At 69.3% G+C, this 26,556-nt stretch carries 21 protein-coding genes; 12 read left to right on the top strand and 9 right to left on the bottom strand.

Going from position 1 to position 26,556, the window contains the following annotated elements; all coding sequences use genetic code 11:
• Positions 1-2 precede the first annotated feature (2 nt).
• Both folP and AL346_RS17130 read right to left on the bottom strand, forming a co-directional pair.
• Positions 3-830: a dihydropteroate synthase gene (gene folP, locus AL346_RS17125; RefSeq protein WP_019401258.1), complete on the bottom strand. Its 828-nt coding sequence runs from the start codon at positions 828-830 to the stop codon at positions 3-5.
• 108 nt (positions 831-938) lie between these two features.
• On the bottom strand, positions 939-1,322 hold the full coding sequence (locus AL346_RS17130; RefSeq protein ID WP_019401257.1) for a DUF2267 domain-containing protein: 384 nt from the start codon (positions 1,320-1,322) through the stop codon (positions 939-941).
• A gap of 217 nt (positions 1,323-1,539) precedes the next feature.
• On the opposite strand from AL346_RS17130, the gene AL346_RS17135 reads away from it, so the two are divergent.
• Together AL346_RS17135 and AL346_RS17140 are read left to right on the top strand one after the other, a co-directional pair.
• The gene (locus AL346_RS17135; RefSeq protein WP_019401256.1) at positions 1,540-3,081 is read left to right on the top strand and encodes a helicase HerA-like domain-containing protein; all 1,542 of its coding nucleotides are present in this window, start codon (positions 1,540-1,542) and stop codon (positions 3,079-3,081) included.
• 61 nt (positions 3,082-3,142) lie between these two features.
• A complete protein-coding gene (locus AL346_RS17140) occupies positions 3,143-4,525 on the top strand; it encodes a dipeptidase (RefSeq protein WP_019401255.1) in 1,383 nt (460 codons plus the stop codon).
• 972 nt (positions 4,526-5,497) lie between these two features.
• Here AL346_RS17140 and AL346_RS17145 read toward each other — a convergent pair.
• Positions 5,498-6,175 (bottom strand): haloacid dehalogenase type II, encoded by a 678-nt coding sequence (locus AL346_RS17145; protein WP_019400184.1) that lies wholly within the window; start codon positions 6,173-6,175, stop codon positions 5,498-5,500.
• A gap of 172 nt (positions 6,176-6,347) precedes the next feature.
• Here AL346_RS17145 and AL346_RS17150 point away from each other — a divergent pair, with 172 nt between their 5' ends.
• Together AL346_RS17150 and AL346_RS17155 are read left to right on the top strand one after the other, a co-directional pair.
• Positions 6,348-7,241 (top strand): branched-chain amino acid aminotransferase, encoded by an 894-nt coding sequence (locus AL346_RS17150; protein ID WP_019400185.1) that lies wholly within the window; start codon positions 6,348-6,350, stop codon positions 7,239-7,241.
• Between the two features lie 181 nt (positions 7,242-7,422).
• On the top strand, positions 7,423-8,154 hold the full coding sequence (locus AL346_RS17155) for a DUF1194 domain-containing protein (protein WP_040403349.1): 732 nt from the start codon (positions 7,423-7,425) through the stop codon (positions 8,152-8,154).
• A gap of 116 nt (positions 8,155-8,270) precedes the next feature.
• Here AL346_RS17155 and murJ read toward each other — a convergent pair whose 3' ends face one another.
• Entirely contained in the window at positions 8,271-9,797 is a 1,527-nt protein-coding gene (murJ, locus tag AL346_RS17160; RefSeq protein ID WP_053193889.1) for a murein biosynthesis integral membrane protein MurJ, read from the bottom strand.
• 258 nt (positions 9,798-10,055) lie between these two features.
• Positions 10,056-10,574: a DUF3828 domain-containing protein gene (locus tag AL346_RS17165; RefSeq protein WP_019400189.1), complete on the bottom strand. Its 519-nt coding sequence runs from the start codon at positions 10,572-10,574 to the stop codon at positions 10,056-10,058.
• 173 nt (positions 10,575-10,747) lie between these two features.
• Between AL346_RS17165 and AL346_RS17170 the strand changes: the two genes are divergently transcribed.
• Positions 10,748-11,089 carry a hypothetical protein gene (locus AL346_RS17170; RefSeq protein WP_156332791.1) on the top strand — a complete coding sequence of 114 codons (342 nt, stop codon included), beginning with the start codon at positions 10,748-10,750 and terminating at the stop codon, positions 11,087-11,089.
• A 61-nt stretch (positions 11,090-11,150) separates the two neighbouring features.
• Here the strand turns inward: AL346_RS17170 and AL346_RS17175 are convergent, their stop codons facing one another.
• Positions 11,151-11,750 (bottom strand): superoxide dismutase, encoded by a 600-nt coding sequence (locus AL346_RS17175; protein WP_019400191.1) that lies wholly within the window; start codon positions 11,748-11,750, stop codon positions 11,151-11,153.
• Between the two features lie 285 nt (positions 11,751-12,035).
• Between AL346_RS17175 and AL346_RS17180 the strand changes: the two genes are divergently transcribed.
• Positions 12,036-13,253 (top strand): hypothetical protein, encoded by a 1,218-nt coding sequence (locus AL346_RS17180; RefSeq protein ID WP_019400192.1) that lies wholly within the window; start codon positions 12,036-12,038, stop codon positions 13,251-13,253.
• A gap of 70 nt (positions 13,254-13,323) precedes the next feature.
• Here the strand turns inward: AL346_RS17180 and sseA are convergent, their stop codons facing one another.
• Entirely contained in the window at positions 13,324-14,184 is an 861-nt protein-coding gene (gene sseA / locus AL346_RS17185) for a 3-mercaptopyruvate sulfurtransferase (protein WP_019400193.1), read from the bottom strand.
• Between the two features lie 28 nt (positions 14,185-14,212).
• Entirely contained in the window at positions 14,213-14,929 is a 717-nt protein-coding gene (locus tag AL346_RS17190) for an alanyl-tRNA editing protein (RefSeq protein ID WP_019400194.1), read from the bottom strand.
• Between the two features lie 337 nt (positions 14,930-15,266).
• Between AL346_RS17190 and AL346_RS17195 the strand changes: the two genes are divergently transcribed.
• The 3 genes from AL346_RS17195 to AL346_RS17205 are packed head-to-tail and all read left to right on the top strand — an operon-like array spanning position 15,267 to position 20,277.
• Positions 15,267-16,310, top strand: a complete 1,044-nt coding sequence (locus AL346_RS17195) for an HlyD family secretion protein (protein ID WP_019400195.1) — start codon at positions 15,267-15,269, stop codon at positions 16,308-16,310.
• Positions 16,311-16,334: 24 nt separating this feature from the next.
• Positions 16,335-19,106, top strand: a complete 2,772-nt coding sequence (gene rbbA, locus AL346_RS17200; RefSeq protein ID WP_019400196.1) for a ribosome-associated ATPase/putative transporter RbbA — start codon at positions 16,335-16,337, stop codon at positions 19,104-19,106.
• 1 nt (position 19,107) lies between these two features.
• Positions 19,108-20,277 carry an ABC transporter permease gene (locus tag AL346_RS17205; RefSeq protein ID WP_019400197.1) on the top strand — a complete coding sequence of 390 codons (1,170 nt, stop codon included), beginning with the start codon at positions 19,108-19,110 and terminating at the stop codon, positions 20,275-20,277.
• A gap of 438 nt (positions 20,278-20,715) precedes the next feature.
• On the opposite strand, the gene AL346_RS17210 is transcribed toward AL346_RS17205, so the two are convergent.
• Entirely contained in the window at positions 20,716-21,738 is a 1,023-nt protein-coding gene (locus tag AL346_RS17210) for a zinc-dependent alcohol dehydrogenase (protein WP_019400198.1), read from the bottom strand.
• 253 nt (positions 21,739-21,991) lie between these two features.
• On the opposite strand from AL346_RS17210, the gene AL346_RS17215 reads away from it, so the two are divergent.
• From AL346_RS17215 to AL346_RS17225, 3 genes are read left to right on the top strand one after another with little or no spacing between them, the layout of a single operon-like run.
• Positions 21,992-23,776 (top strand): alpha/beta hydrolase, encoded by a 1,785-nt coding sequence (locus AL346_RS17215; RefSeq protein WP_053193893.1) that lies wholly within the window; start codon positions 21,992-21,994, stop codon positions 23,774-23,776.
• Positions 23,777-23,782: 6 nt separating this feature from the next.
• Positions 23,783-25,183, top strand: coding sequence for a bifunctional enoyl-CoA hydratase/phosphate acetyltransferase (locus AL346_RS17220; protein ID WP_019400200.1), 1,401 nt, complete (start codon positions 23,783-23,785; stop codon positions 25,181-25,183).
• Positions 25,180-26,403 (top strand): acetate/propionate family kinase, encoded by a 1,224-nt coding sequence (locus AL346_RS17225; protein ID WP_019400201.1) that lies wholly within the window; start codon positions 25,180-25,182, stop codon positions 26,401-26,403. The genes AL346_RS17220 and AL346_RS17225 overlap by 4 nt, the downstream gene beginning before the upstream one ends.
• The last annotated feature ends 153 nt before the right edge of the window (positions 26,404-26,556 follow it).

Genomic DNA, 26,556 nt, shown 5'->3' on the forward strand with positions numbered 1-26,556 from the left:
GACTAGGCCTTCGCTATGGCATCGGCGACGCTCAGCGCCTGCACATGGGCGACGACGTCGTGCACCCGCACGATCTCGCAGCCGACAGCCGCGGCGATGAGATGGGCGGCCAGCGTGCCGGGCAGGCGCTCGTCCGGCACCGTGCTCACGATATGGCCGATGAAGGACTTGCGCGAGGCGCCGACGAGCATCGGCAGGCCGAAATGTTCGCGCAGCTCGGCGAGGTGGCGCAGCACGACGAGGTTCTGCTGCGGCGTCTTGCCGAAGCCGATGCCGGGGTCGAGCACGATGTCGGTGCGTGCGATGCCGGCCCGGGCGGCGATGTCGAGCGTGCGCGCGAAGAAGGCCCGCATGTCGGCGAGGATGTCGATCGCCGCATCGGCTCCCGGCCGGTTGTGCATGGCAATGACGGGCACGCCGTGCTCGGCTGCGACCCGTGCCATGTCGGGGTCGCCCTGCAGGCCCCAGATGTCGTTGATGATGCGCGCGCCGGCGGCGACGGCCGCTGCCGCGACCTCGGCCTTCGTCGTGTCGACGGAGATGGGCGTCGCGTTCTCGGCCACGAAGCGCTCGAGCACCGGCATCAGCCGCGCCAGCTCTTCCGTCGCGCTGATGGGCGTGTGGCCGGGCCGGCTCGATTCGGCGCCGATGTCGATGAAGTCCGCCCCCTCCTCGGCGAGGGCGCGGCAATGCATGAGCGCCGCGTCCACCGTCGGCAGGCGTCCGCCGTCATAGAAGGAATCGGGCGTGACGTTGACGATGCCCATGATACGCGGGCGACCGACGAGGGGAACGCCGGCAAGTTGCCGGCGGCTGAGCACTTCTGTCATGCCCGCTGCGTGACGCCGTCACGGCCGCCTGTCAAGCCGGTTGCGGCGGTTGCCAGGGTTTTGCGCGCGCCGCCGTTGCAGCTGGCGCCGCGGCGCGCGCTCGTTCCCTCAGACGAACTGCGACAGGCCGGGCACGGCGCCGACGATGGGCCCCATCACGTCCTCGCCCGCCTTCTCGCGGCCATAGGCGAAGAGCTCGCGGCCGAGGGCCTGCATCTGCCCCATCGACAGGCCCGCCGAGGTCAGCTGGCCGCCGAGCGCCATGATGCCACCGCCCATCAGGCCGCCGACCATGCCGGCAAGGCCGCCCTTGCCGTTGCCGCTGGCTTCGGCCATCGCGGCCTCGGCGCCGGGCAGGGCGGCGATGAGCTGGCGCACCTCCGTCTCGGGGCCTTCCTTGAGCAGGAAGTTGAGGACGATTGCGATGGCCTTGCGCGCCGTTCCCGCGTCGAGGCCGACCTTTTCAGCTATGCGTGCGACGAGTTCGTCCATCGTAGGCTCCTGTGTCGGAAGGTGGGCGCATCTTTCGCGCCGCCGCCGCGAAAAGCAAGCAGATAGTTTATATCGAAACCATCTCCGCAACGTGCCGGCCCGGCGCATTTCGCCGCCTCGTCGGCGCTCCCGTTGTGGAAAGGCGGCGCCCGATCTCCTATAAGCTGAATCGGCGTTGCAGGCGCCGATGGACGAGACTCGAGGGATGGCACGACCCATGGCGGAAGAAGGCACCATTCTCATCGGTATGGCCACCGGCGACGCCCACAAGGACGCTCCCAAATACGAGGAACTGCTGCTGCGCCTCGCCAACCGCCACGGCCTCGTGACCGGCGCGACCGGCACCGGCAAGACGGTGACGCTGCAGGTGCTCGCCGAGGGCTTCTCCAATGCCGGCGTGCCGGTCTTCGCCGCCGACATCAAGGGCGACCTCTCCGGCGTCGCCGCCATGGGCGAGGGCAAGGAGCCCTTCGTCAAGCGCGCCGCCGACATCGGCGTCACCTATGCCGCCGACAGCTTCCCCGTCACCTTCTGGGACCTCTTCGGCGAGAGCGGCCATCCGGTCCGCGCCACGGTCTCGGAGATGGGGCCGTTGCTGCTCGCCCGGCTGCTCGACCTCAATGATACGCAGGAGGGCGTCCTCAACATCGCCTTCCGTGTCGCGGACGAGCAGGGCCTGCTGCTGCTCGACCTCAAGGACCTGCGCGCCATCCTCGCCTATGTGGCGGAGAACGCGAGCGCGCTGTCGGCGCAATACGGCAATGTCTCGACCCAGTCGGTCGGCGCCATCCAGCGCCAGCTCCTCGTGCTGGAAAACCAGAAGGGCGACTTCTTCTTCGGCGAGCCGGCGCTCGTCATCTCCGACCTGATGCGGACCGACCGCGATGGCCGCGGCGTCATCAACATCCTGGCCGCCGACAAGTTGATGAACAACCCGCGGCTCTACGCCACCTTCCTCTTGTGGCTGCTGTCGGAGCTGTTCGAGCAACTGCCCGAGGTGGGGGATCTCGACAAGCCGAAGCTCGTCTTCTTCTTCGACGAGGCGCACATGCTGTTCTCCGACGCGCCCAAGGCGCTGGTGGAGGCGGTGGAGCGGGTGGTGCGGCTCATCCGCTCGAAGGGCGTCGGCGTCTATTTCGTCACCCAGAACCCGCTCGATGTGCCGGAGACGGTGCTCGCCCAGCTCGGCAACCGCGTCCAGCACGCCCTGCGCGCCTTCACCCCGCGCGACCAGCGCGCCGTGCGCGCCGCGGCCGGCACCTTCCGCCAGAACCCGGCCTTCGACACCGAGAAGGCCATCATCGAGCTCGGCGTCGGCGAGGCGCTGGTGTCGGTGCTCGAAGGCAAGGGCGCGCCCTCCGTGGTGGAGCGCACGCTGATCGCGCCGCCATCGGCCCGCGTCGGCCCGCTGACGCAGCAGGAGCGCGAGCGCCTCATCGCGGCCAGCCCGCTCAAGGGCCGCTACGACGACGCCGTCGACCGCGAATCGGCCTACGAGATCCTGACGAAGCGCGCTGCGGAGGCCGCGGCCGCCAAGCAGGCCCCGCAGCAGGCCGGCGCCGGCAGCGAGGGCGGCGTGCTCGACACGCTCGGCGGCATTCTCGGCGGCGGCCAGCCGGCCGGCAGGGGCGGGCGCCGCACCGTCACCGTCACGGAGCGGGTCATCACCAACGTCGCCTCCTCGGCGGCACGCACCATCGGCACCCAGCTCGGCCGCGCCATCCTGCGCGGCATCCTTGGCTCCATGACCAAGCGCTGAGCACCTTTCGTTCCATCATTCCAGGCGGCCCATCGGGCCGCTTCCGCCGTGGAGGGCATCGATGTCGCATCTCGACCAGGTACTCGCGAGGATCGACGAGGATCTCGGCGCTTCGCTCAACCGTCTCTTCGGCCTCCTGCGGATTCCCTCCATCTCGACCGATCCGGCCTACAAGGAGGAGTGCCGCAAGGCGGCCGAATGGCTCACGGCCGACCTCGAAGGCCTCGGCTTTGCGGCCGGCTTGCGCGAGACGCCGGGCCACCCGGTGGTCCTCGCCCACCAGCGCCGCGAGGGCGCGCCGCATGTGCTGTTCTACGGCCATTACGACGTGCAGCCGGTCGATCCGCTCGACCTCTGGGAGACGCCGCCCTTCGAGCCGCGTCTTGCCGAGCTGCCGGGCGGGCGCAAGATCATCGTGGCGCGCGGCGCCTGCGACGACAAGGGCCAGGTGATGACCTTCATCGAGGCCTGCCGGGCGTGGAAGGCGGTCACCGGCTCGCTGCCGGTCGGCATCACCGTCCTCCTCGAAGGCGAGGAAGAGGACGGCTCCCGCAATCTGCCGGCCTTCGTCGAGGCGACGAAGGAGGAGCTCGCCTGCGACGTCGCCCTCGTCTGCGACACGGGCATGTGGGACCGCGAGACGCCGGCCATCACCGCCTCGCTGCGCGGCATGCTCTATGAGGAGCTGACCGTGCGCGCGGCCGACCGCGACCTGCATTCGGGCCTCTTCGGCGGCGCGGCGCAGAACCCCATCCGCGTGCTCGCCCGCATCATCGCCTCGCTGCACGACGCGGACGGCCGGGTCACCGTGCCGGGCTTCTACGAGGGCGTCGCCGAGACGCCGCCGGAGGTGCTGGAGCAGTGGAAGGCGCTCAATCTCACGGCCGAGGAATTCCTCGGCGGCGTCGGCCTCAAATATCCGGCGGGCGAGAAGGGGCGGCTCCTCATCGAGCAGATCCAGTCCCGCCCCACCTGCGACGTCAACGGCATCATCGGCGGCTATACGGGCGAGGGCACCAAGACCGTCATCGCCGCCGAGGCGCGGGCCAAGATCTCCTTCCGCCTCGTCGGCGACCAGAACCCGGACGCGATCCGCGATTCCTTCCGCGATTTCGTGCGCCGGCAGCTGCCCGAGGACTGCTCGGTGGAGTTCATCGCCCACAAGGGCTCACGCGCCGTCGCGCTGCCCTATGACGGGCCGGTGCTCAACAAGGCGCGCAAGGCGCTCGCCGCGGAATGGGGCAGGGATCCGGTCACCATCGGCTCGGGCGGCTCGATCCCCGTCGTCGGCGACTTCAAGCGCACGCTCGGCGTCGATTCGCTCCTCGTCGGCTTCGGCCTCGACGACGACCGGGTGCATTCGCCCAACGAGAAATACGACATGACGAGCTTCCACAAGGGCATCCGCTCCTGGGCGCGCATCCTCGCCGAACTGGCGCAATAGGGCAGCTGACGCGATAGGGAAGGGGCACCGCCGCTTCCACCGTCATGCCCGTGCCTGTCCCTCGGCTGTCGGGCCGGCGCGCGGGACCGTTGGAAGAACGGTGCAACCTTCCCGCCCGTCCTGGCCGCGCTTGTCCCTCGGCTGTCCGGCTGGAGCGCGGTACCGTGGAAGAATGGCACACCCTCCCCGCGCGTCCTGGCCGCGCTTGTCGCGGCCATCCACGCCTTTCGATCTCGCGCAGGCTTCGCGGCGTGGATGCCCGCGACGAGCGCGGGCATGACGGTGGAGATGGCGCAATGGGGGAAGGGGCCCCGCCGCTTCCACTGTCCTGGCCGTGCCTGTCCCGCAGCTGTCGGACCGGCGCGCGGGACCGTTGGAAGAACGGCACAACCTTCCCGCCCGTCATGGCCGCGCTTGTCCCTCGACTGTCTGGCTGGAGCGCGGGACCGTTGGAAGAACGGTGCAACCTTCCCGCCCGGTCCTGGCCGCGCTTGTCGCGGCCATCCACGCCCTTTCGGTCTCGCGCAGGCTTCGCGGCGTGGATGCCCGCGACAAGCGCGGGCATGACGGTGGAGGTGGCGCAATGGGGAAGGGGCCCCGCCGTTTCCACTGTCTTAGCCGTGCCTGTCCCGCAGCTGTCGGATCGGCGCGCGGGACCGTTGGAAGAACGGCACAACCTCGCCCGTCCTGGCCGCGCCTGTCCCTCGGCTGTCCGGCTGGAGCGCGGGACCGTGGGAAGAACGGTGCAACCTCGCCCGCCCGTCATGGCCGCGCTTGTCGCGGCCATCCACGCCTTTCGGTCTCGCGCAGGCTCTGCGGCGTGGATGCCCGCGACAAGCGCGGGCATGACGGTGGAGGTGGTCGGAAGGTCATTTAAACGTCGTGTGTCCCACCGGCGCCCTGGAGCCTGGTGTGTGTTCAATGGCGTCGATGGCCGGCAGACGGGCCGAGAGGCGGCTTCACGGCCCCACGCTACGCCAGCCCGTTCAAATCGCGGACGATCGCGACGGGGCGCTGGTCGGCATATTCGTCCGGCGCGCCGGCGCGGTTGACCCAGAAGGCGCGGAAGCCGAAGCGCGTCGCGCCCGCCACGTCCCAGCGGTTGCTCGAGACGAAGGCGACCTGCGCCGGCTCGATGCGGAACCGGCGTGTCACGAGCGCATAGGCCGCCGGGCTCGTCTTGAACACGCGCACCTCGTCGACGGACAGGACCGCATCGAGGTGTCCGCCGATGCCGGCCGAGGCGACGGCATCGGCGAGCATCGACCTTTCGCCGTTCGAGAGGATCGCCGTCGCAAGCCCTCTGGCCTTGAGGGCGGCGAGCACGGCCGGCGCTTCCTGATAGGCGTCGAGCACCCGATAGGCGCCGAGGAGCTTGTCGGCGATGGCGGGATCGACGGACGGGAAGCGCGCGAGCGCATGGTCGAGCGCCTCGCGCGTGAGCTGCCAGAAATCCCGGAAGCCGCCGTAGAGCGACAGCACCCAGGAATATTCGAGCTGCTTGGCGCGCCAGACATCCGACAGCGCCTGCGCGTCCGGGCCGATCGCCCCGGCATGCCGCGCCACGGCGGCATGCACGTCGAACAGCGTGCCGTAGGCGTCGAAGACGACGACGCTCGCGCCCGGCGCAGCCTCATCGAGAAGAGCCATGCGCGTTCCCCTCCGCTTTCATTGGCGACGGCCGGCAGGATGGCGCCCCGCGACCACATCACGCAAGCGTGGTGGACGCTTCAGCGATATTCATTGGAGGATGAGCCTTCAGACCATTGACGGCGCGCGGGGCGGGGCGTTCGATGGGACAAGAACACTGACGTATTGGAGCATGATGATGTCCGGGCAATCGCAGCCTTGGTATAGCGAGACATGGACCTGGTTCGACGGCGGCTGGCACGAGGGCAATCCGCCGCTCATGGGGCCGCGCAGCCACGCCTTCTGGCAGGGCACCTCCGTCTTCGACGGCGCCCGCGTCTTCGAGGGCGTGATGCCGGACATCGACAGCCATGCCGCGCGCGTCAACCGCTCGGCAAAGACGCTCGGGCTGAAGCCGACCATGGCGCCGGAGGCGATCGTCGAGCTCGCACGCGAGGGTGCGCGCAAGTTCGGGCCGGGCGCGGAGCTCTACGTCAAGCCGATGTACTGGGCCGAGGCGGACGGGCCGGCGGTGATCGCGCCCGATCCGGAATCGACCCGCTTCTGCCTCTGCCTCTTCGTGGCGCCGATGCCGAAGCCCGGCGGCATCACGCTGACCAAGGCGAGCTATCGCCGCCCGACGCTGGAGACGATGCCGACGGATGCCAAGGCCGGCTGCCTCTATCCCAACAACGCCCGCGCCGTCCTCGAGGCCAAGCGCAAGGGCTTCGACAATGCCATCGTGCTCGACATGCTCGGCAATGTCGCCGAGACGGCCACCACGAATGTCTTCATGGCACGCGACGGCGAGGTGCTGACGCCGGCGCCCAACGGCACCTTCCTCAACGGCATCACGCGCCAGCGCGTCATCAGGCTGCTGCGCGAGGCGGGCGTGACGGTGCACGAGACGACGCTGCGCTACGACGATTTCGTGGAGGCGGACGAGATCTTCCTCTCGGGCAACTACTCCAAGGTCATGCCCGTGCTCAGGATCGACGAGCGCGAACTGCAGCCTGGCCCCGTCTACCGCCAGGCACGCGAGCTCTACTGGGCCTTCGCCCATGCCGGCGAGAAGGTCGGCGGATAACGTCATCCTGAAGTGACGCATCCCCTCCGCATCCCTAGAGTCCGTTCCGGTCAGATTGCATCGCAATCTGACCGGTAAAACGGTCTCTTTATTTAAGTTTAGAGACGGATTCACCGATCAGGTTGAACCAACCTGATCGGATCCGGCTCTATGCTTCGCGCCGGGGATGCCGGAGGTGGACATGCGGATCTTGGCGGGCCTGTCGTTTCTTCTCATCGCTCTCGTTTCCGTCCCGGCGCCAGCCGAGGAGGTCGATCTCGAGCTGGTGCTGGCGGCCGACGGCTCGGGCTCCATCGACGACGACGAACTCACCCTGCAGCGCGAGGGCTGGGCGAGCGCGCTGACCAGCAATGACGTCCTTGCCGCCATCGGCAGCGGCATCGTCGGCGCCATTGCCGTCGCCTATGTGGAATGGGGTGGCCCGCAATCGCAGGTGACCGTCGTCGACTGGCAGGTCATCCGCGATCCGGCGACCGCCGAGGCCTTCGCGCACAAGCTGCGCACGCGCCCGCGCGGCGCCTATGGCTACAACTCGATCTCCAACGCCATCGACTATTCCGTGCGCCTCGTCGAGGAGAGCGGCTTTTCGGGCATGCGCAAGGTCATCGACGTCTCGGGCGACGGCCCCAACATCGGCGGGCGGCCCCTGGCCGAGGCCCGGGCGGAGGCCCTGGCGAAGGGCTTCACCATCAATGCCCTCGCCATCCGCCGGCCGGGCGGGCGCCCCGGCGGGCCGGGCGGCATGTCGCTGGAGACCTATTACGGCGAGCAGTTGATCGGCGGGCCCGGCGCCTTCGTCGAGATCGCCGACGAAACGCGCCCCTTCGCCGTCGCGGCCCGGCGCAAGCTCGTCGCCGAGATCGCCGACAGCAGCGGCGCGACGCGTCACGCCACCCTTGAGTCGGTGCCTTAAGCCTTAGAGCCGGATCCGATCAGGTTGAATCAACCTGATCGGCGGATCCGTCTATCACCTAAGTTAGAGACCCGTTTTACTGTTCAGCTTGCGATGCAAGCTGAACGAAAGGGGCTCTAGACGCGCCGCAGCGGCACGCGCATCAGCCTGAGCCCGGCGATCAGCGTCGCTCCATAGGCGAGCGCGCCGGCCGTCGCGACGAGGACGATCAGCGCCTGCGGCCGCCAGGGCAGGGTGGCGGGCAGCAGGCCATCGCCCCAGCGCTCGGCCGCGAGCGCCGCAAGGCCGAGCACGGCGCAGGCGATGACGATGGCTGAAATGGCACGGCCGAGCTCGCGGCTCGGCGCCGTCCATTCGCGGCGCTTCGCCAGCACGAAGAGCAGGAGCACGTTGACCCAGGCGCCGACGGCCGTGGCAAGGGCGAGGCCGGGCGCCGCCATGGAGCCGACGAGCAGGAATTTCAGCGCCACGTTGACGGCGACGGCCGACAGGGACGCGATGACCGGCGTCGTGGTGTCGGCGCGGGAATAGAAGCTCGCCACCGCGGAGCGGATGAGGACCACAGCCGGCAGGCCGGTGGCATAGGCGGCGAGCACGGCGCCCGCCGCCGCGGCATCCTCGGCGGTGAAGGCGCCGCGGCCGAACAGTGCCTGCATGATGAGGTCCGGCACCGCGAGGAAGGCGACGGCGCAGGGCGCGGCGAGCACGAGGGTGAAGATGGCGGCCCGGTTCTGCGCGCCGTGCGCGCCCGCGACGTCCCCCCCGGCAATGCGCCGGCTCATCTCCGGCAGCAGGACGGTGCCGGCGGCGATGCCGACGACGCCGACGGGCAGCTGGTAGAGGCGGTCGGCATAATAGAGCGAGGAGATCGCGCCGGTCGGCAGCATGGCGGCGATGATGGTGTCGGCGAACATGGCGATCTGCACGCCGGCCGAGCCGATGACGGCCGGCCCGAGCACCTTGAAGAAGGCGACCATGTCGGCATCGAAGCGTGGCACGGCAAAGCGCGGCGCGAGGCCGGCGCGCCTTGCGTCCCAGCAGACGAGCGCAAGCTCCAGCACGCCCGCGGCCGCAACGCCCCAGGCGGCGGCATGGCCGGCCGTCGGGAAGAGGAAGGCGAGGCCCATCGCCACGATGAGCGACAGGTTGAGGAGGATGGGCGCCCCGGCCGCGGCGGCGAAGCGGTCGGCGGCGTTGAGCACGCCCGAGACGAGCGTCACCAGCGTGATGAAGAGGAGATAGGGAAAGGTGATGCGCGTCAGCGTCACCGTCAGCTCGAACTTCGCCGGCTCGTCCCGGAAGCCCGGCGCCATCAGGTCGATGAACTGCGGCATGAAGGCTAGCGCCGCGGCGAGCAGCGCGAGCTGCACGAGCGTGAGCAGCGAGAACACCCGGTCGGCGAAGCGGCGGGCGGCCTCCGCACCGTCCGTGGTCAGAATGCGCGCATAGGCGGGAATGAAGGCGGCGTTGAAGGCCCCCTCGCCGAAGATGGCGCGGAAGTGGTTCGGCAGCCGGAGCGCCACGAAGAAGGCATCGGCGACGAGGCCGGCACCCATCACCGCGGCGAAGACGATGTCGCGGGCAAAGCCGGTGAGGCGCGAGAGCAGCGTGAAGCCGCCGACGGACAGGAGCTTCTTCAGCATCCGCGCCGCTCGTCGCGCAGGACGGCCGCCGCGCCCGGCCGATACTCCGCCCCGGCGGGCGTGGTGCCGACATGTTCCCCGAAGAGGCCGAGCGACATCAGCTGAATTCCGGAAAGGGACGCGAGGGAAACGGTCGAGAGGCACCTGCCGGCGTGGCCTGGCGCACCCGTCGGACGAGCGGTGCGGCCAGGGCCGCTCTTATCGGTTTCGATCGTGGCAGAAAAGCGGGAAAGATTCACTCTCTCCAGGGGCGGGCGGCTACTCGCCGCTCCTCTGCTTCAGGATCTCCCTGAGGGACCACGCCTCGCCGTCGACGCTGCCGCGCAGGTCGTCGATCCTCCAGCTGCCGTCCTCCAGGATAAGGACATAGCGCACCACGGCGTCGGCGGCCCGGGCGCGCTCCGTGAAGCGACCCGTGAGCGTCACCGCGAGAAGGGCGGTGGCATCCGTCCGCGCCTCGCTCGCCACGGTGAAGGACTTCACGTCCGGGTCCTGCGAATTGGTGACGGGATCGAAGTCGAGCACCGGCTCGTCGTTCGCTTCGGCAATGGCTTCGGCCTTGCGCCACAAGGCGTCGAGCGCGCTCGAGAAGTTCCTGCGCCGCACGGCTTCGTCGAAGAGGAACATGCCGCCCTCGTCGCCCTGGCCCTGGGCGGCGCGGTCGTAGATCGCCCTGACGACGGCGTCCGGCTCACCGGCTGCGGCCATGGCCGGGGCGGAGGAGACGAGGGCCACCGCCGCGAGGAAGGTGCGCCGGCTGAGACCGACCATGTTCATGCTGGATATCCGTTCGGGGTGAGAATGCGCCGCGATCATGCCGCAACGGCCGCGCGCTGCAACGGCATTCTTTCCTTTTCGGGCTTGAAGCCGGGTGGCCATATGCCTAGCCATGATGAGGCCGGCGGCTGCTTTTCGATGAATGCCGGGCTGCTTCACCAAGGACTTGCCGCATGTCGAGAACACGAATCGGGTTGGCCGCCCTCACGGCGCTCCTCATTGCCGCATCCCCGGCTGTGGCCGAGGAGCCGGCCTGTGCCGCCGCTGCCGCCGGGCAGGCGCTGAAACTGCTGAAGTTCCACACCGACGGTGACGATCGCGCCGCGGTCTTCGCCGACCGCGTGAAGTCGCTCGGCACCATCAAGGCGCTGCGGGGCAAGGGCCGTCTCGACGTCGTCGAGGTGCCCGGCGCCGTCTACAAGGCCGATTACCGCATGCGCCTCATCTATGCGCAGATCCCGGGCGAATGCGTCCTGATGGGCCAGGAGATCCTCGAGGCGAGCGATCCCTATTGAGGGCCTCAAAAAGAAAACGGGGCCCGGCGGGCCCCGTTCGCGGTGCGAATCGGCGCATCCCTCAGCGGGTGGCGGCCTCGTACATCTCCGTCACGTATTCCCAGTTCACCAGGTTGTCGATGAACGCCTTGAGATAGTCGGGGCGACGGTTGCGATAGTCGATGTAATAGGAATGTTCCCACACGTCGCAGCCGAGAATCGGCTTGGCGCCGTGCACCAGCGGGTTCTCGCCGTTCGGCGTCTTCATGACGAGGATCTTGCCGTCCTTGACGGCGAGCCAGCACCAGCCGGAGCCGAACTGCGTGGCGCCCGCCTGGGCAAAATCTTCCTTCATCTTCTCGACGGAGCCGAGATCCTCGATGATCTTCTTCTCGAGATTGCCGGGGATGGCGCCGCCGCCGTTCGGCTTCATCCACTTCCAGAAGTGGATGTGGTTGTAGTGCTGGCCGGCATTGTTGAAGAGGCCCTGATTCTTGCCGAAGGAGCCGACGACGACTTCCTCCACCGATTTGCCGGCGAGGTCCGTGCCCTCGAGCAGCTTGTTGCCGTTGTCGACATAGGCCTTGTGGTGCTTGTCGTGGTGATACTCCAGCGTCTCCTTGGACATGTAGGGCTGGAGGGCGTCGTAGGCATAGGGAAGATCGGGGAGGGTGAAGGACATCGTTATCTCCTTTGCTTCCGCATCGAGGAATCCGGGACGCGTGCCGGTGGACGCGCCGCAGGCCAGGACCACAGCCGTCGACGAATTGCCTCAGCGGTCGACGGTCATGCTGGCCTCCCGTGGGGTGCGGGTAGCCGTGGAAGAGCCCACCCGGTCTACTTAGGGGCGGTCGGCGCACGGGGCAAGCGCGCGCTGCGCAGAGCGCCACGAGTTGGCAGCATGAGCGCGAGGCTTTACTGTGCGCCGAAGAAGTATGGCGTAGACTGAAATGAAAGTTGTCGTGTGATGGTTGCCGTAATCCTCGTCGTTGCAGGTGTTCTCGTCGCCGGCGGTTTCTACGCGGTGATGGCCGGTGCCGAAGTCATCGTGCTCGAGCGCGGATGGTCGATGGTGATCGCCGGCAGCGTCTTCGCCGCCGCCGGCTTCGTTCTGGCGGCCATTGCGCTTCTGATGCGCGACCTGCGCCGGCTCGCTGCGGGCCTTGAGTTCCTTCCGGCCCGCGAGTCGTCGCCGGGCCGGGCGGCGGAGCAGCCGTTCGACGACGAGGCGGATTTTCGTCCTGTCGTCGTCCCCGGCGTGCCGATAGCACCCTCCGCCGCCGCCGGTGCGGCCGCGCCGACCCTCGGGGGAAAGGCATGGGCGGAGGAGGAGACGCGGGAGGCGGAGGCGGCCGAGGAGCCGGGCTTCGAGACGATGCGACCGTTCCCCTCGCGCCGATTCGAGGATCGACCGGCCGTCGAGGAAGAACCGGAAGAGCGGGAGGAGCCGGTCTCCGCCGCAGCCCCGGACCAGCCTGCACCGGCAGAGGAGGAGCCGGCCCAGCCCTCGCGCACCGGCAAGCTGGACGATCCGTTCGCCCGCTTCGATTTCTCGCGGGATTTCTTCGCCACGGAGCGTCAGACGGCCAGGGCCGAATCGCAGGAGGCCGGCGAGGAGCAGACGGAAGAGCCCCGCCTGTCGACCTTCGGCACGGCGCCCCAGGTGTCGGAGGAGCCCGAAGCGGCGGCCGAACCGGAGCCCGAGCCCGCCCCGAAGCGGGAGGAGACGCTGCCGCAACTGCCGTCCTGGCTGCGCCGCTCGGAGGACAGGGGCGAAGCGAAGGGATTCGAGGCGCCGGCGGCAACCTGGCCGCAACAGGAGCGTGAGGCCCCTCCTGCGCCGGCCGCTGACGAGGAAACGCCGGAAGAGGCCGAGGTCGGGCTCGAAGCGGACCGCGCCGAGGAGGTCCCGGCCGAGCGGGGTGAGCTGGAGGAGCATGAGGGGGCCGAGGAGGCCGCGCCCGCCGGGGAGGAGGCCGACGCGGCCACGGCCGCGCCGACCGTCGTCGGCACCTACAGCGCCGGCGGCAATCTTTATGTGATGTACTCCGACGGCTCCATCGAGGCCGAGACCGGCCGCGGCGTCTTCAAGTTCGCCTCGCTCGACGAACTGAAGAACTACATCGCCACCGGAGAGGGCGGGCAGCTGCAGTCGTCGGGCCAGCCGGCACCCAAGAACGATTGATGGGCGATTGATGGACGATCGATCGCCGGCTTGCCTCGGGCTCGCCGGCGATCGGTCCCTTCGGGGCCGCTCAGTCGGCCGGCCCGGTCACGACCGGGCAATCGGCCCGGCTGCCCCATTCCGCCCATGAGCCGTCGTAGAGCGCGGCGGGCGGCCTGCCCAACGCATCGAGCGCGAGCCACAGGATGGCCGCCGAAACACCCGAACCGCAGCTGGTGATGACCGGCCGGTCGAGGCTGACGCCGGCGGCCTCGAACACGGGCCGGATATCCTCCGGCGCCTTCAGCCTTCCCTGCTCGACGAGGCGGGCATGCGGCACGTTGAAACTGCCGGGCATGCGGCCGGGGCGCACGCCCGGGCGAGGCTCCGGCGCCTCGCCGCGGAAGCGTTCCGGCGAGCGGGCGTCGACGATCTGGGCCGAGCGATCGGTGAGCGCGGCGCGCACGCCCGCGACATCGGCGACACCCTGCGGCGCCCGCGCCGTGAACGACCGCCGCGGCGGCTGCGCCGGCTCGGCGTCGACGGGCCGCCGCTCGGCCAGCCACTTCGGGAAGCCGCCGTCGAGGATCTTCACGTCCTGCGCGCCGAAGGCCCGGAACATCCACCACACCCGCGCCGCGGCGAGCAGCCCCGCGCCGTCGTAGACCACGATGCGCATGCCGTCGCCGATGCCGAGCGCGCCGACGGCGTCCGCGAACCGTTCCGCCGTCGGCATCATGTGCGGCAGGTCGGTGGTCTCGTCGCGGATCGCCTCGATGTCGAAATGGACCGCGCCGGGGATGTGCGCGGCGCGATATTCGGCGGCGCCGTCGCGGTTGTCCGTCGGCAGATACCAGGAGGCATCGACGATGGCGATGTCCGGCGCGCCGAGATGCTCGGCGAGCCAAGCGGTAGAAACGAAATGGGGCGAAGGCAGCTTGGTCTCGCTCATGGCCTGGTCCTCTGCGTTACGGCCGTGATCAGGCGAGCGCGATGCGCACGCGCCGGTTCTGCCGGCCCTTCTTCTCGATGGCGGTGATGGCGACCGCGCCGATCTCGCCGGTGCTCTTCACATGCGTGCCGCCGCAGGGCTGCAGATCGAGCCCCGCGATCTCGACGAGCCGCACGGTGCCCGAGCCCATCGGCGGCTTGACGGACATGGTCTTGACGAGACCGGGATTGGCGAGGAGCTCCTCGTCCGTGATCCAGCGCTCGCTCACCGGCGCATCCCGCGCGATCATCTCGTTGAGCTTGACGCCGATCTCGTCCTTGTCGAGGCCGGCATCGGGGATGTCGAAGTCGAGCCGGCCCTCGCCGTCGCCGATTGAGCCGCCCGTGACCGGAAAGGGCAGGGCGACCGAGAGCAGGTGCAGCGCGGTATGCACGCGCATGCGCGCATGGCGGACGTCCCAGTCGAGGCGCAGGCCGACGGTGTCGCCGACGGCCGGGAGACGCCCCTCGGCCGCCGGCACATGCGCGATCGTCGACCGGTCGGGGCCGTAGACGGCATTGGCGATGGCGATCTCCTCGCCGCCGGGCAGCGTCATCCAGCCGATGTCGCCGGGCTGACCGCCGCCCTGGGCATAGAAGATGGTGCGGTCGAGGATGATGCCACCGTTGTCGGCGATGCCGACGACGGTCGCCTCGGCCGTTTTGGCATAGGGATCGTCCCGGAACAGAAGGGTCGTCTTGCTCATCGCGCGCCTCCGCAGAACAGGTCGCGCGACCGTAGGCGGCGCCCCTGGCCGCCGCAAGCCCGCCGGGAACACGGCCGCACCCCCGAGCCATGCATGGTCCGGGGGCGAGGCGCTGGCGGCCCGCTGCATGCCGGATTTGTAGGCTGCGGGCGGAATGAAGGAACATTGATCGGCATGCAGCCCCCGGGTCATGATCTGTATCAAGGCCGCAACGGTGTTCCGGGTCTACGACGACGTTCAGCTGGTGACGCCGGCTGTCCCTCGGAAAGAATCGCGGCCTGCGGCAGCGGGTGCTGCCGAGGCGGATGTCCTGGCGGTAGATCTCAGGAGGTTTCGGATGAGCCTGCCCCGTCTCGGTCGTCTCGCGCTGCTCGCGGTGTTTCTCGCGACGCCCGGCTGGCTGCCGCCCGGTGAGGCGGTCTTCGGTGCCGGGGCCGCGCAGGCGCAGGGCGCCCTCGAGACGCTGCTCAACCGCCTGCGCCGCAACAGCCTGCCGGAGGGCATCGCCAGAGCCAATGGCCGCATCGAGGCCGAGCAGGTCGACGTCTCGGCCAAATATGCCGGCCGCCTCGCCGAGGTTCTCGTCGAGGAGGGCGACATGGTCGATGCCGGCACCGTCATCGCCCGCATGGACGATTCCGAATACCGGGCCCAGTTGCGCGGCGCCGAGGCGCAGGTGCTGCGGGCCGTCAAGGCGAAGGCCGAGGCCGAGGCGCTGATCGCCCAGCGCGAGAGCGACCGCCTGCTCGCCAAGGCCGAGCTCGACAGGGCCGAGGAGCTCTTCACCAAGGGCCATTTCTCGCAGGAGCGGCTCGACCAGCGGCGCAGCCAGATGAAGGCGGCCGATGCCGCGCTCAACGCCGCCCAGGCCTCGCGCGACCAGGCCGCCGCCGCCATCGAGGCGGCGAAGGCGGACGTTGCCCGGCTCGAGACGGTGCTCGCCGACATGGTGCTGAAGGCGCCCCGGCGCGGGCGCGTGCAGTACAAGCTGGCGCGTGGCGGCGAGGTGGTGGCCGCCGGCGCGCGCATCGTCACGCTGCTCGACCTTACGGACGTCTATATGACGGTCTTCCTGCCCGCGCGCGACGCCGGCAGGGTCATCCTCGGCGACGAGGCGCGCATCATCCTCGACCCCATCCCGCACTATGTGGTGCCGGCGCGGGTCTCCTTCGTCGCGGCCGATGCGCAGTTCACGCCCAAGGCCGTCGAGACGGCCGACGAGCGCGAGAAGCTGATGTTCCGCGTCAAGATCCGCATCGATCCCAACCTGCTCAAGCAATACGAGCCGCAGGTGAAGACGGGCGTGCGCGGCATCGGCTTCGTTCGCACCGTCAAGGATGCCGGCTGGCCGACGGACCTCGCCATCCGGCTGCCGGACTGAGCCCCGCCGTCCGGGAGCCTTCCCATGGACCTTGCCAGCCCTTCCGCAGCCCCCGCCGTCACCGGCGCGGATGCTGTCGTCACCCTGCGCGGCGTCACCCACCGCTACGGCAAGGTGCACGCCCTCGACGACGTCTCGCTGTCCATTCCCGCCGGTTGCATGGCCGGGCTGATCGGCCCTGACGGGGTCGGCAAGTCGACGCTGCTCGCGCTCGCCGCGGGGGTGCGCAGGATCCAGGAGGGGGAGGTGAGGGTGCTTGGCGGCGACATGGCCGATGCCGGGCACCGCAGGGCGAGCGGCGCGCGCATCGCCTACATGCCCCAGGGCCTCGGCCGCAACCTCTATCCCACCCTTTCGGTCTACGAGAATCTCGACTTCTTCGGCCGCCTCTTCGGGCAGGGCACCGAGGAGCGCGAGACGCGCATCGCCGAGCTCCTCGCGGCGACTGGCCTCGACCCGTTTCCCGACCGGCCGGCGGGCAAGCTGTCGGGCGGCATGAAGCAGAAGCTCAGCCTGTGCTGCGCGCTGATCCACGATCCCGACCTCATCATCCTCGACGAGCCGACGACCGGCGTCGATCCGCTGTCGCGGCGCCAGTTCTGGGACCTTATCGAGCGCATCAGGCGGCGCCGGCCGGGCATGAGCGTCATCGTCGCCACCGCCTATATGGAGGAGGCGGAACGCTTCGACTGGCTCGCCGCCATCGACGACGGCAAGGTGATCGCCACCGGCTCGCCGGACGAGGTGCGCGCGCGGGCGGGGACGGACACGCTCGAAGCCGCCTTCATCGCCCTCCTGCCCGAGGAGAAGCGCCGCCAGCACGAGCCGGTCGCCGTGCGCCCGCGCGTCGCGAGCGACGGCCCGCCGGCCATCGAGGCGGAGGGCCTGACCTGCCGCTTCGGCGACTTCACGGCCGTCGACAATGTCAGCTTCCGCATCGCGCGCGGGGAGATCTTCGGCTTCCTCGGCTCCAACGGCTGCGGCAAGTCGACGACGATGAAGATGCTGACCGGCCTGCTGCCGGCGAGCGAGGGCTGGGCCAAGCTGTTCGGCGAAACGCTCGATGCGGGCGACCTCGAAACGCGCCGGCGCGTCGGCTACATGTCCCAGTCCTTCTCGCTCTACGGCGAATTGACCGTGCGGCAGAACCTCGAGCTGCACGCCCATCTCTTCCACCTCCCGGCCGACAGGGTCGCGCCACGGGTCGACGAGATGCTGCAGCGTTTCGACCTCGCCGATGTCGCCGACGAGCGCCCTGAAAGTCTGCCGCTCGGCATCCGCCAGCGCCTGCAGCTCGCCGTCGCGGTGATCCACGGGCCGGAGATGCTGATCCTCGACGAGCCGACGTCGGGCGTCGACCCGGTGGCGCGCGACGCCTTCTGGCGCTTCCTCATCGACCTGTCGCGCGACGAGGGCGTCACGATCTTCATCTCCACCCATTTCATGAACGAGGCCGAGCGCTGCGACCGCATCTCGCTGATGCATGCGGGCAAGGTGCTCGACGTGGGCACGCCGCAGGAGCTGGCGGAACGGCACGGTGGCGGCGACATCGAGGAGGCCTTCGTCGCCTGCCTCGCGGAGGCGGCGGGCATCGACCTCTCTGCCGAGGACGCGCAGGCGGTGCCGGTCGCGCTGCCGGCTGCTACGGGGCATGCGCAAGGCGCGCGCTCCTTCGACCTGCGCCGGCTCTGGGCCTATGCGCGGCGCGAGACGATGGAGCTGCTGCGCGACCCCATCCGCCTCGCCTTCGCGCTGCTCGGCCCGATCATCCTCATGATCACCTTCGGCTACGGCATCTCCTTCGACGTCGAGAAGCTCACCTTCGCCGCCCTCGACCAGGACCGGTCGCTGGAGAGCCGGCAACTGCTCGAGAGCTTCTCCGGCTCGCGCTATTTCGACGAGCGGGCGCCGATCGCCAATGCCGCCGAGGTGGTGGACCGCCTGAAGAGCGGCGAGCTCAAGCTCGCCATCGAGATCCCCGCCGGCTTCGGGCGCGACCTCGTCTCCGGCCGGCAGCCGGAGGTCGGCGTGTGGCTCGACGGCGCCATGCCCTTCCGGGCCGAGACGACGCGCGGCTACGTCAGCGGGCTGGCGCTGCAATATCTCGAGACGCAGGCGCACGAGCGCGGCGGCGGTTCCCTCAGCGTCCTGCCGGCCGATATCGAGACGCGCTTTCGCTACAACCAGGCCTTCAGGAGCATCTACGCCATCGTGCCGAGCGTCATCATGCTGATGCTCGTGCTGATCCCGGCGATCATGACGGCGGTCGGCGTGGTGCGCGAGAAGGAGACCGGCTCCATCGCCAACTTCCGCGCGACGCCCGTCACCAGGTTCGAGTTCCTCGTCGGCAAGCAGCTGCCCTATGTCGTCATCGCGGCCGTGAGCTTCGTCACGCTGCTTGCGCTCGCGCTGCTGCTGTTCGGCGTGCCGGTGAAGGGCTCGCTGCCGACGCTGCTTTTCGCGACCCTGCTCTACATCCTGGCGACGACCGGCTTCGGCCTCTTCGTCTCGTGCTTCACGCGCACCCAGGTCGCGGCGGTCTTCGCCACCTCGATCATCGCCATCATCCCGGCGGTGAACTTCTCCGGCCTTCTCGTGCCGGTCTCCTCGCTGTCCGGCAGCGCCCGCTTCATCGGGCTCGCCTTCCCGGCGGCGTGGTACCAGCCGGTGAGCGTCGGCACCTTCACCAAGAGCCTCGGCTTCGCCGACCTGTGGCCCAACCTCGTCATGCTGGCGCTGTTCGGCATCGGCTTCATCGTCGCGTCGCAGGTCGCACTCGCCAAGCAGGAGCCGTGAGATGAGCGGGCAATCGAAACGGCATCGCCTGTCGGCGCGCGGCATCGGCGGCCATGTCGCCAATGTCCTGCGCCTTGCGGTGAAGGAATTGCGCAGCATCCGGGCCGACCCGGTCCTCGTCGCGCTCATCCTCTACACCTTCACCTTCGCCATCTACTCGGTGGCGACGGGCGCGAAGACGGAGGCGGAGAACATGGCCATCGCGGTCGTCGACGAGGACCGCTCGTCCTTGTCGCGCCGGCTGCAGGATGCCTTCCTGCCGCCCCTGTTCAAGACGCCGGTCGAGATCGGCGCCGGCGGCATCGACGCGGCCATGGATGCGGGGCGCTTCGTCTTCGTGCTCGTCATTCCGCCGCGCTTCGAGGCGGATCTCCTCGCCGGGCGTCATCCCGAGCTGCAGGTCAATGTGGATGCGACGGCCATGACCCAGGCGGGCAACGGCGCCGTCTACGTGCAGAACATCCTGACGAACGAGATCACAGCCTTCCTTCAGCGGCGGGAGGGCAGCGCCATCCTGCCGGTCAACGTCGTCGTGCGGGCGATGTTCAATCCAAACCTGACCTCGTCCTGGTTCACCTCGGTGATGCAGGTGATCAACAACATCACCATGCTCGCCGTCATCCTGACCGGGGCCGCGCTGATCCGCGAGCGCGAGCACGGTACCGTCGAGCACCTGCTCGTCATGCCGGTGACGCCCGTCGAGATCATGCTCGCCAAGATCCTGGCGAACGGCCTCGTCATCGTGGCGGCCGCTTTCGTGTCGCTGATTGTCGTGGTCGAGTGGCTGCTCGCCGTGCCGATCGCCGGATCGATCCTGCTCTTCCTTGCAGGGGCGGTGCTCTACCAGTTCTCGGTCGCGGCACTCGGCATCCTGATCGCCACCTTCTCGACCTCGATGGCCCAGTTCGGGCTGCTCGCCATCCCGGTGCTCATCGTGCTCAACCTCCTGTCGGGCTCGACGACGCCGATGGAAAGCATGCCGGAGTGGCTGCAGTATGTGATGCAGATTTCGCCGACGACGCATTTCGTCGCCTTCTCGCAGGCGGTGCTCTATCGCGGGGCGGGGCTCAGGATCGTGCTGCCGCAGATGCTGGCCCTCGCCGCCATCGGCGTCGTCTATTTCGCCGTCTCGCTCGGCCGCTTCCGCAAGGTGATCTTCAACGCCGGCTAGTGCGGGGTGAATTCAGGCTCGCGTGGAACGCTTTGCTCGATCCATCCCTTTCGCAAGTCGGGTGTTCCCGACTTGCGCATATAAGTGTGGAACTCGGGCAAGCCCGAGTTCCATCGGAGGGTGGATCGCGCCGTCCGGAGTCGGATTTATCCGACTTCGGCATTTCACGTATCGAACTCGGGCAGGCCCGCGTTCGAAGGCGCGAGACGGGTGGGGTCAAGGCCGGGAACGGCGCTCTTGATACCAACCGCGTGGCCGGCCTCCGTCGCCGCCATCGAACTCGGGCTTGCCCGAGTTCGACATTTGGAAATCGAAGTCGGGCGAGCCCGACTTCGCAGCGCCACCTCCCCCGTGCGGGGGAGGATCAGCGCGCAGCAATTTGAAGCCACTATGCCTTGAGTTCCGGCTGCGGCGACGGGGCCGTCGCCGCCGGAAGGCTCAGGCGAGGTCGAGGACGACCCGGCCGTCGATGGCGCCGGCTTCCATGCGCTCGAAGACATCGTTGACGTTGTCGAGCCGGTCCCAGGAGAAATGGGCCGCGACGGCGCCGTCGCCGGCGAAGGCGAGCGCCTCCTCGAGGTCCTGGCGCGTGCCGACGATGGAGCCGCGCACGGTGATGCGCTTCAGCACCGTGTCGAAGATCGGTATGGCGAAGCGGCCGGGCGGCAGGCCGACGAGAGCCATGGTGCCGTGCGGGCGCAGCACACCGAAGGCCTGCTCGAAGGCGGCGGGCGAGACCGCCGTCACGAGGACGCCGTGCACGCCAGCGACGCGCTGCTGGAGCTCGGCGACAGGGTCGCTCTCGCGTGCGTCGATGGCGATCTCCGCGCCCAGCGACCTGGCGAGCTCCAGCTTGTCGGGATGCACGTCGATGGCCGCGACATGCATGCCCATGGCGCGCGCATACTGCACGGCCATGTGCCCGAGCCCGCCGATGCCGGAGATCGCCACCCATTCGCCGGGCTTCACCTCCGTCTCCTTGAGGCCCTTGTAGACCGTGACCCCGGCGCAGAGCACCGGCGCGGCCGGCCCCCAGGCGAGGTTTTCCGGCAGCCGGCCGACGTAGTTCGGGTCGGCGAGGGCATATTCGGCGAAGCTGCCGTTGACGGAATAGCCGGTGTTCTGCTGCTTGCCGCACAGGGTCTCCCAGCCGGTGCGGCAATGGGGGCAGTAGCCGCAGGCCGTGTGCAGCCAGGGAACGCCGACGCGGTCGCCCTCCTTCACGCGCTTCACGTCGCGCCCCACGGCGGCGACCGTGCCGACGCCCTCGTGGCCGGGAATGAACGGAAGCGTCGGCTTGACGGGCCAGTCGCCCTTCACCGCGTGCAGGTCGGTGTGGCAGACGCCCGTCGCCGCGATCTTGACGAGGATCTGGTCCGGCCGCGGCTCCGGCACCGTCCATTCCTCGATGGCGAGAGGCTCGCCGAACACCCGCGCTATGGCGGCTTTCATCTTGGGCATGGCACACTCCTTCGGTTGAACCCTGCGGGTGAGAGGCGGGCGAGGCCGCGGCCTCGAGAACGATCGCGGCGGCTTCCGGGTTGTCGTCACATTGAAGCGGATCATGTCTGAGAGCCGCGATCATGCGTCGGCACGGCCGGGGTCTGCTTTGTGCGAGATCAAACGATGGGGTTGCCAGGCGTGCCATTGTGCGGCGCAGCGCGGAAATGCCCGACGTGAAGGCCTGCGGTCGGGCTGGACAGAGGAACGCGAGATGAACGATCCCCGTCACCCCCGGACCTCGACGGCACACACGTGTCGCGACGAAAGCCTGGGACTGGAGGGCTACCGCGCCCTGGACCGCATGCGCGAGGCGCTGACGGGGGCGATGACCGGCGGAATCTCGCCGACCTCGCTGGCGCTTGCCCTGTTCGACTGGTCGATCCATCTCGCCGCGGCGCCGGGCAAGCGGCTGGAGCTCATCGACAAGGCGGTGCGCAAGACCGGGCGCATCGCCGCTCATGCCGCCGCGGCGGCAACCCAGCCCGACACGCCGCCCTGCATCGAGCCGCTGCCCGGCGATCATCGCTTCCGCGCCGAGGGCTGGCGCAAGCCGCCGTTCAGCCTGTGGGCCCAGGCCTTCCTGCTGCAGCAGCAATGGTGGCACAACGTCACCCGCGAGGTGCCCGGGGTGAGCCCGCACCACGAGGAGGTCGTCTCCTTCGCCGTGCGCCAGGTGCTCGACATGTTCTCGCCGTCGAACCTCCCGCTGATGAACCCGGAGGTGCTGGAGAAGACGATCGAGACCGCCGGCGCCAACTATCTCGAAGGCTTCTCGAACTTCGTCGAGGATGTCACCCGCCAGGCGACCGGACAGGTTCCCGTCGGGGCGGACGCCTTCCAGCCGGGCCGCGACGTCGCGGTCACCCCGGGCAAGGTCGTCTTCCGCAACCACCTGATCGAGCTCATCCAGTACGCGCCGGCGACAAAGACGGTGCTGGCCGAGCCGGTGCTGATCGTGCCGGCGTGGATCATGAAGTACTACATCCTCGACCTCTCGCCGGAGAACTCGCTCGTCTGCTATCTCGTCGGGCAGGGGCACACGGTCTTCTGCATCTCCTGGCGCAATCCCGAGGCCGCGGACCGCGACCTCTCGATGGACGACTACCGGCGAATGGGGGTGATGGCGGCGCTCGACGCCATCAATGCCATCGTGCCCGACGTGAAGGTCAACGCGGTCGGCTATTGCCTCGGCGGCACGCTCCTGTCGATCGCCGCGGCGGCCATGGCCCATGGCGGTGACGATCGTCTCGCCTCGATGACGCTGCTCGCCGCGCAGACGGACTTCACCGAGCCGGGCGAGCTGGCGCTCTTCATCGACCACAGCCAGATGCACTTCCTCGACAGCATGATGTGGAACAGGGGCTATCTCTCCGCCGACCAGATGGCGGGCGCCTTCCAGCTCCTGCGCTCCAACGACCTCGTCTGGTCGCGGCATATTCGCGAATATCTGATGGGTGAACGCGCGCCCATGTTCGACATCATGGCCTGGAACGCCGACACGACCCGCATGCCCTACCGCATGCACGCCGAATATCTGCAGCGCCTCTACATCGACAACGAGCTGGCGAGCGGCCGCTTCATGGTCGAGGGGCGCCCGGCGGCCCTGCAGAACATCCGCGTGCCGATGTTCGTCGTCGGCACGGAGCGCGACCACGTGGCGCCGTGGCGCTCCGTCTACAAGGTGCACCAGCTCTGCGACACCGACATCACCTTCGTCCTGACGAGCGGCGGCCACAATGCGGGGATCGTCAGCGAGCCGGGGCATGCCGGCCGCACCTTCCGCACCGGCCTCAAGGAGGCCTCCGCGCTCTACCTCGGCCCGGACGAGTGGCTGGCGGCGGCGACGGTGAAGGAGGGCTCCTGGTGGACGGACTGGGCGGCCTGGCTCGCGGAGCGGTCGGTGGGCGAGCGGGTCGCGCCGCCGGCGATGGGGGCACCGCGCAAGGGCTATCCGCCCCTCGCCGATGCCCCGGGCACCTACATCTTCCAGAGGTGATGCGGCATGAGCGATTTCCTGCGCAACCGCACTTTCGAGGAGCTGCGTCCGGGCGACGGCGCCTCGCTGGTGCGTGTCGTCGGCCGTGACGACATCGACCTGTTCGCGGCCGTCTCGGGCGACGTCAACCCGGCCCATCTCGACGCGGCCTTCGCGGCGACCGACATGTTCGGCCACATCGTCGCGCACGGCATGTGGACGGCGGCGCTGGTCTCGGCCGTGCTCGGCACAGAGCTTCCCGGCCCAGGCACGATCTATCTCGGGCAGGAGCTGAAGTTCCTGAAGCCGGTCGCCCCCGGCGACACCATCACCGCGCGGGTGAGCGTGCGGGAGAAGCGCCCCGAGAAGCGCATCGTCCTTCTCGACACCGTCTGCACCAACCAGCGGGGCGAGGAGGTCCTGAGCGGCGTCGCGACGGTGATCGCGCCCGAGCGGCGAATCGAATGGCCGCGCAAGCGCCTGCCGGACGTCTCGCTGCGGCGGCACGACCGCTACGAGGAATTCGTGGCCAAGGCGCGCAAGGCGCCGCAGGTCCGCGCGGCCATCGTCCATCCCTGCTCCGTCGCCGCCATGCAGGCGGCGGTCGAGGTGCGGGACGAGGGCCTGCTGGAGCCGCTCCTGATCGGGCCGGAAGCGAAGATCCGCGCCACGGCGGAGGCGGCGCAGGTATCGCTCGACGGCATCACGCTCGAAGCCGTGCCGCACAGCCACGCGGCGGCCGCGCGTGCCGTCGAGCTCGCCGTCGCCGGCGCGGTGTCCGTCCTCGTCAAGGGCAGCCTGCACACGGACGAGCTGCTCGGCGCGGTCGTGGCGCCGTCCTCGGGCCTCAGGACCGAGCGCCGCATCAGCCATGTCTACGCCATGGACGTGCCGGCCTACGACAAGCCGCTCATCGTCACCGACGCGGCGGTCAACATCCAGCCGACGCTCGAGCACAAGCGGGACATCTGCCAGAACGCCGTCGACCTGCTGCGCGTCCTCGGCATGGAGGAGCCGCTCGTCGCCGTGCTCGCCGCCGTCGAGACGGTCAATCCCAAGATGCCGTCGACGCTCGACGCGGCGGCGCTGACCGTGATGGCGGCCCGCGGCCAGATCACCGGCGCGCGCGTCGACGGGCCGCTCGCCTTCGACAATGCCATCAGCCCGGATGCCGCGCGCACGAAGGGCATCGTCTCGCCCGTCGCCGGCCGGGCCGACATCCTGCTGGTGCCGGACCTCGAGGCCGGCAACATGCTGGCCAAGCAGCTCATCTATTTCGCCGGCGCGACGGCCGCCGGGCTCGTCCTCGGCGCCCGCGTGCCGATCGTCCTGACGAGCAGGTCCGATCCCCTCTCGGCGCGGATCGCCTCGGCGGCGCTCGCCAGGCTCGCTGCGGCGCCTCGCCCCCCGCAAGGAGTGGGCGCATGACGGGCGATCTTCTCGTCACCTTCAACGCCGGCTCGTCCACGATCAAGATCGGCCTGTTCGAGGCCGGCGCGGGGAGGGCGCGGCGCATCGCCCGGGGCGTCATCGACCTGCGCCGCGCGCCGCCGATGTTCCGGCTCGACGAGGGGCCGCAGCCCTTCGAAACGGCGCTAGCGGCGCCCGCCGAGGACGTGCGGGGCCTTCTGGCCGAGACCTTCGGCCTCGTCGGCCGGCATGTCGACCTCGGCCGGGTGAGGGCGGCGGGCATCCGGGTGGTGCACGGCGGCGGCACCTTCACCGGGCCGGTCCTTATCGACGACGATGTCGTCGATAAGCTCGACGAACTGACAATTCTGGCGCCGCTGCACCAGCCGCAGAGCCTGCGCATCATCCGCGGCATCCGGCACCTGCGGCCCACGCTGCCGCTGTGTGCCAGTTTCGACACCGCCTTTCACCAGAGCCAGGCCGATATCGTGCGCCGCTTCGCCTTGCCGCGGGCGCTCCACGACGAGGGAATCAGGCGCTACGGCTTCCATGGCCTGTCTTACAAGTTCATCGCTGGCGAACTCGCCCGCCGCGTGCCCGAGAAGGCCGCCGGCAAGGTCGTCGTCGCCCATCTCGGCAGCGGCGCCAGCCTTTGCGCACTCGAGGGCGGCGTGAGCCGGGACACGAGCATGGGCTTCTCGACGCTCGACGGCATTCCCATGGCGACGCGCTGCGGCGCGCTCGATCCGGGTGTCCTCCTCCATCTCATGGGGCAGAAGGGGATGCCGCTCGCCGCCGTCGAGGACCTTCTCTACCATCGCTCGGGCCTTCTCGGCGTCTCCGGCATCAGCGCCGACAGCCGCGTTCTCCTCGACAGCCGGGATGTGCGGGCCGAGGAGGCGATCGCGCTCTTCAGCTTCCGCATCGCGGGCGAGATCGGGCGCCTCGCCGTGACGCTCGGCGGCCTCGACGGTGTCGTCTTCACCGCGGGCATCGGCGAGAATCAGCCGCGCATCCGCGCCGAGGTCTGCGCGCGGCTGGCCTGGCTCGGTCTCGCGCTCGATATGGGCGCCAATGCCGCCAACGCCCCGCGCATCAGCACGGAAGACAGCCGCATCGCCGCCTTCGTCATCCCGACCGACGAGGAGCAGGTGATCGCGGATGAGACCCTGGCCGTCATCGGCGGTGCGGACGGGCAGGGCGGCGGGCCCGCCGGGCGCGATTCCCTCCAAGCGTGATTCTCAAATCACCCCTATCGCCTTGCGAACAGCGCACGTGGGGCCATCCCATCCGGGAGGTGATCACCGGGGCCGCGATGAGAATCGGCAGGGCGGCAAAGCTCACCTGATGAGAGCTGCCGAGCGGGGCTTCAAATCCTGATCAAGATCGGC

Origin of the sequence: Chelatococcus sp. CO-6 (genome assembly GCF_001271345.1) — a bacterium.
Classification (GTDB): Bacteria; Pseudomonadota; Alphaproteobacteria; order Rhizobiales; family Beijerinckiaceae; genus Chelatococcus_A; species Chelatococcus_A caeni.

What these genes read in the sequence shown, in the direction of transcription:
- AL346_RS17220 (WP_019400200.1), top strand. Translation starts at nt 23,783, where the DNA reads ATGAGCGATTTCCTGCGCAACCGCACTTTCGAGGAGCTGCGTCCGGGC.
- AL346_RS17170 (WP_156332791.1), top strand. Translation starts at nt 10,748, where the DNA reads ATGTCGAGAACACGAATCGGGTTGGCCGCCCTCACGGCGCTCCTCATT.
- AL346_RS17180 (WP_019400192.1), top strand. Translation starts at nt 12,036, where the DNA reads ATGGTTGCCGTAATCCTCGTCGTTGCAGGTGTTCTCGTCGCCGGCGGT.
- AL346_RS17145 (WP_019400184.1), bottom strand. Translation starts at nt 6,175, where the DNA reads ATGGCTCTTCTCGATGAGGCTGCGCCGGGCGCGAGCGTCGTCGTCTTC.
- AL346_RS17215 (WP_053193893.1), top strand. Translation starts at nt 21,992, where the DNA reads ATGAACGATCCCCGTCACCCCCGGACCTCGACGGCACACACGTGTCGC.
- AL346_RS17190 (WP_019400194.1), bottom strand. Translation starts at nt 14,929, where the DNA reads ATGAGCAAGACGACCCTTCTGTTCCGGGACGATCCCTATGCCAAAACG.
- folP (WP_019401258.1), bottom strand. Translation starts at nt 830, where the DNA reads ATGACAGAAGTGCTCAGCCGCCGGCAACTTGCCGGCGTTCCCCTCGTC.
- AL346_RS17210 (WP_019400198.1), bottom strand. Translation starts at nt 21,738, where the DNA reads ATGCCCAAGATGAAAGCCGCCATAGCGCGGGTGTTCGGCGAGCCTCTC.
- AL346_RS17205 (WP_019400197.1), top strand. Translation starts at nt 19,108, where the DNA reads ATGAGCGGGCAATCGAAACGGCATCGCCTGTCGGCGCGCGGCATCGGC.
- rbbA (WP_019400196.1), top strand. Translation starts at nt 16,335, where the DNA reads ATGGACCTTGCCAGCCCTTCCGCAGCCCCCGCCGTCACCGGCGCGGAT.
- AL346_RS17155 (WP_040403349.1), top strand. Translation starts at nt 7,423, where the DNA reads ATGCGGATCTTGGCGGGCCTGTCGTTTCTTCTCATCGCTCTCGTTTCC.
- AL346_RS17225 (WP_019400201.1), top strand. Translation starts at nt 25,180, where the DNA reads ATGACGGGCGATCTTCTCGTCACCTTCAACGCCGGCTCGTCCACGATC.
- AL346_RS17195 (WP_019400195.1), top strand. Translation starts at nt 15,267, where the DNA reads ATGAGCCTGCCCCGTCTCGGTCGTCTCGCGCTGCTCGCGGTGTTTCTC.
- murJ (WP_053193889.1), bottom strand. Translation starts at nt 9,797, where the DNA reads ATGCTGAAGAAGCTCCTGTCCGTCGGCGGCTTCACGCTGCTCTCGCGC.
- AL346_RS17165 (WP_019400189.1), bottom strand. Translation starts at nt 10,574, where the DNA reads ATGAACATGGTCGGTCTCAGCCGGCGCACCTTCCTCGCGGCGGTGGCC.
- AL346_RS17150 (WP_019400185.1), top strand. Translation starts at nt 6,348, where the DNA reads ATGATGATGTCCGGGCAATCGCAGCCTTGGTATAGCGAGACATGGACC.
- sseA (WP_019400193.1), bottom strand. Translation starts at nt 14,184, where the DNA reads ATGAGCGAGACCAAGCTGCCTTCGCCCCATTTCGTTTCTACCGCTTGG.
- AL346_RS17175 (WP_019400191.1), bottom strand. Translation starts at nt 11,750, where the DNA reads ATGTCCTTCACCCTCCCCGATCTTCCCTATGCCTACGACGCCCTCCAG.
- AL346_RS17140 (WP_019401255.1), top strand. Translation starts at nt 3,143, where the DNA reads ATGTCGCATCTCGACCAGGTACTCGCGAGGATCGACGAGGATCTCGGC.
- AL346_RS17135 (WP_019401256.1), top strand. Translation starts at nt 1,540, where the DNA reads ATGGCGGAAGAAGGCACCATTCTCATCGGTATGGCCACCGGCGACGCC.
- AL346_RS17130 (WP_019401257.1), bottom strand. Translation starts at nt 1,322, where the DNA reads ATGGACGAACTCGTCGCACGCATAGCTGAAAAGGTCGGCCTCGACGCG.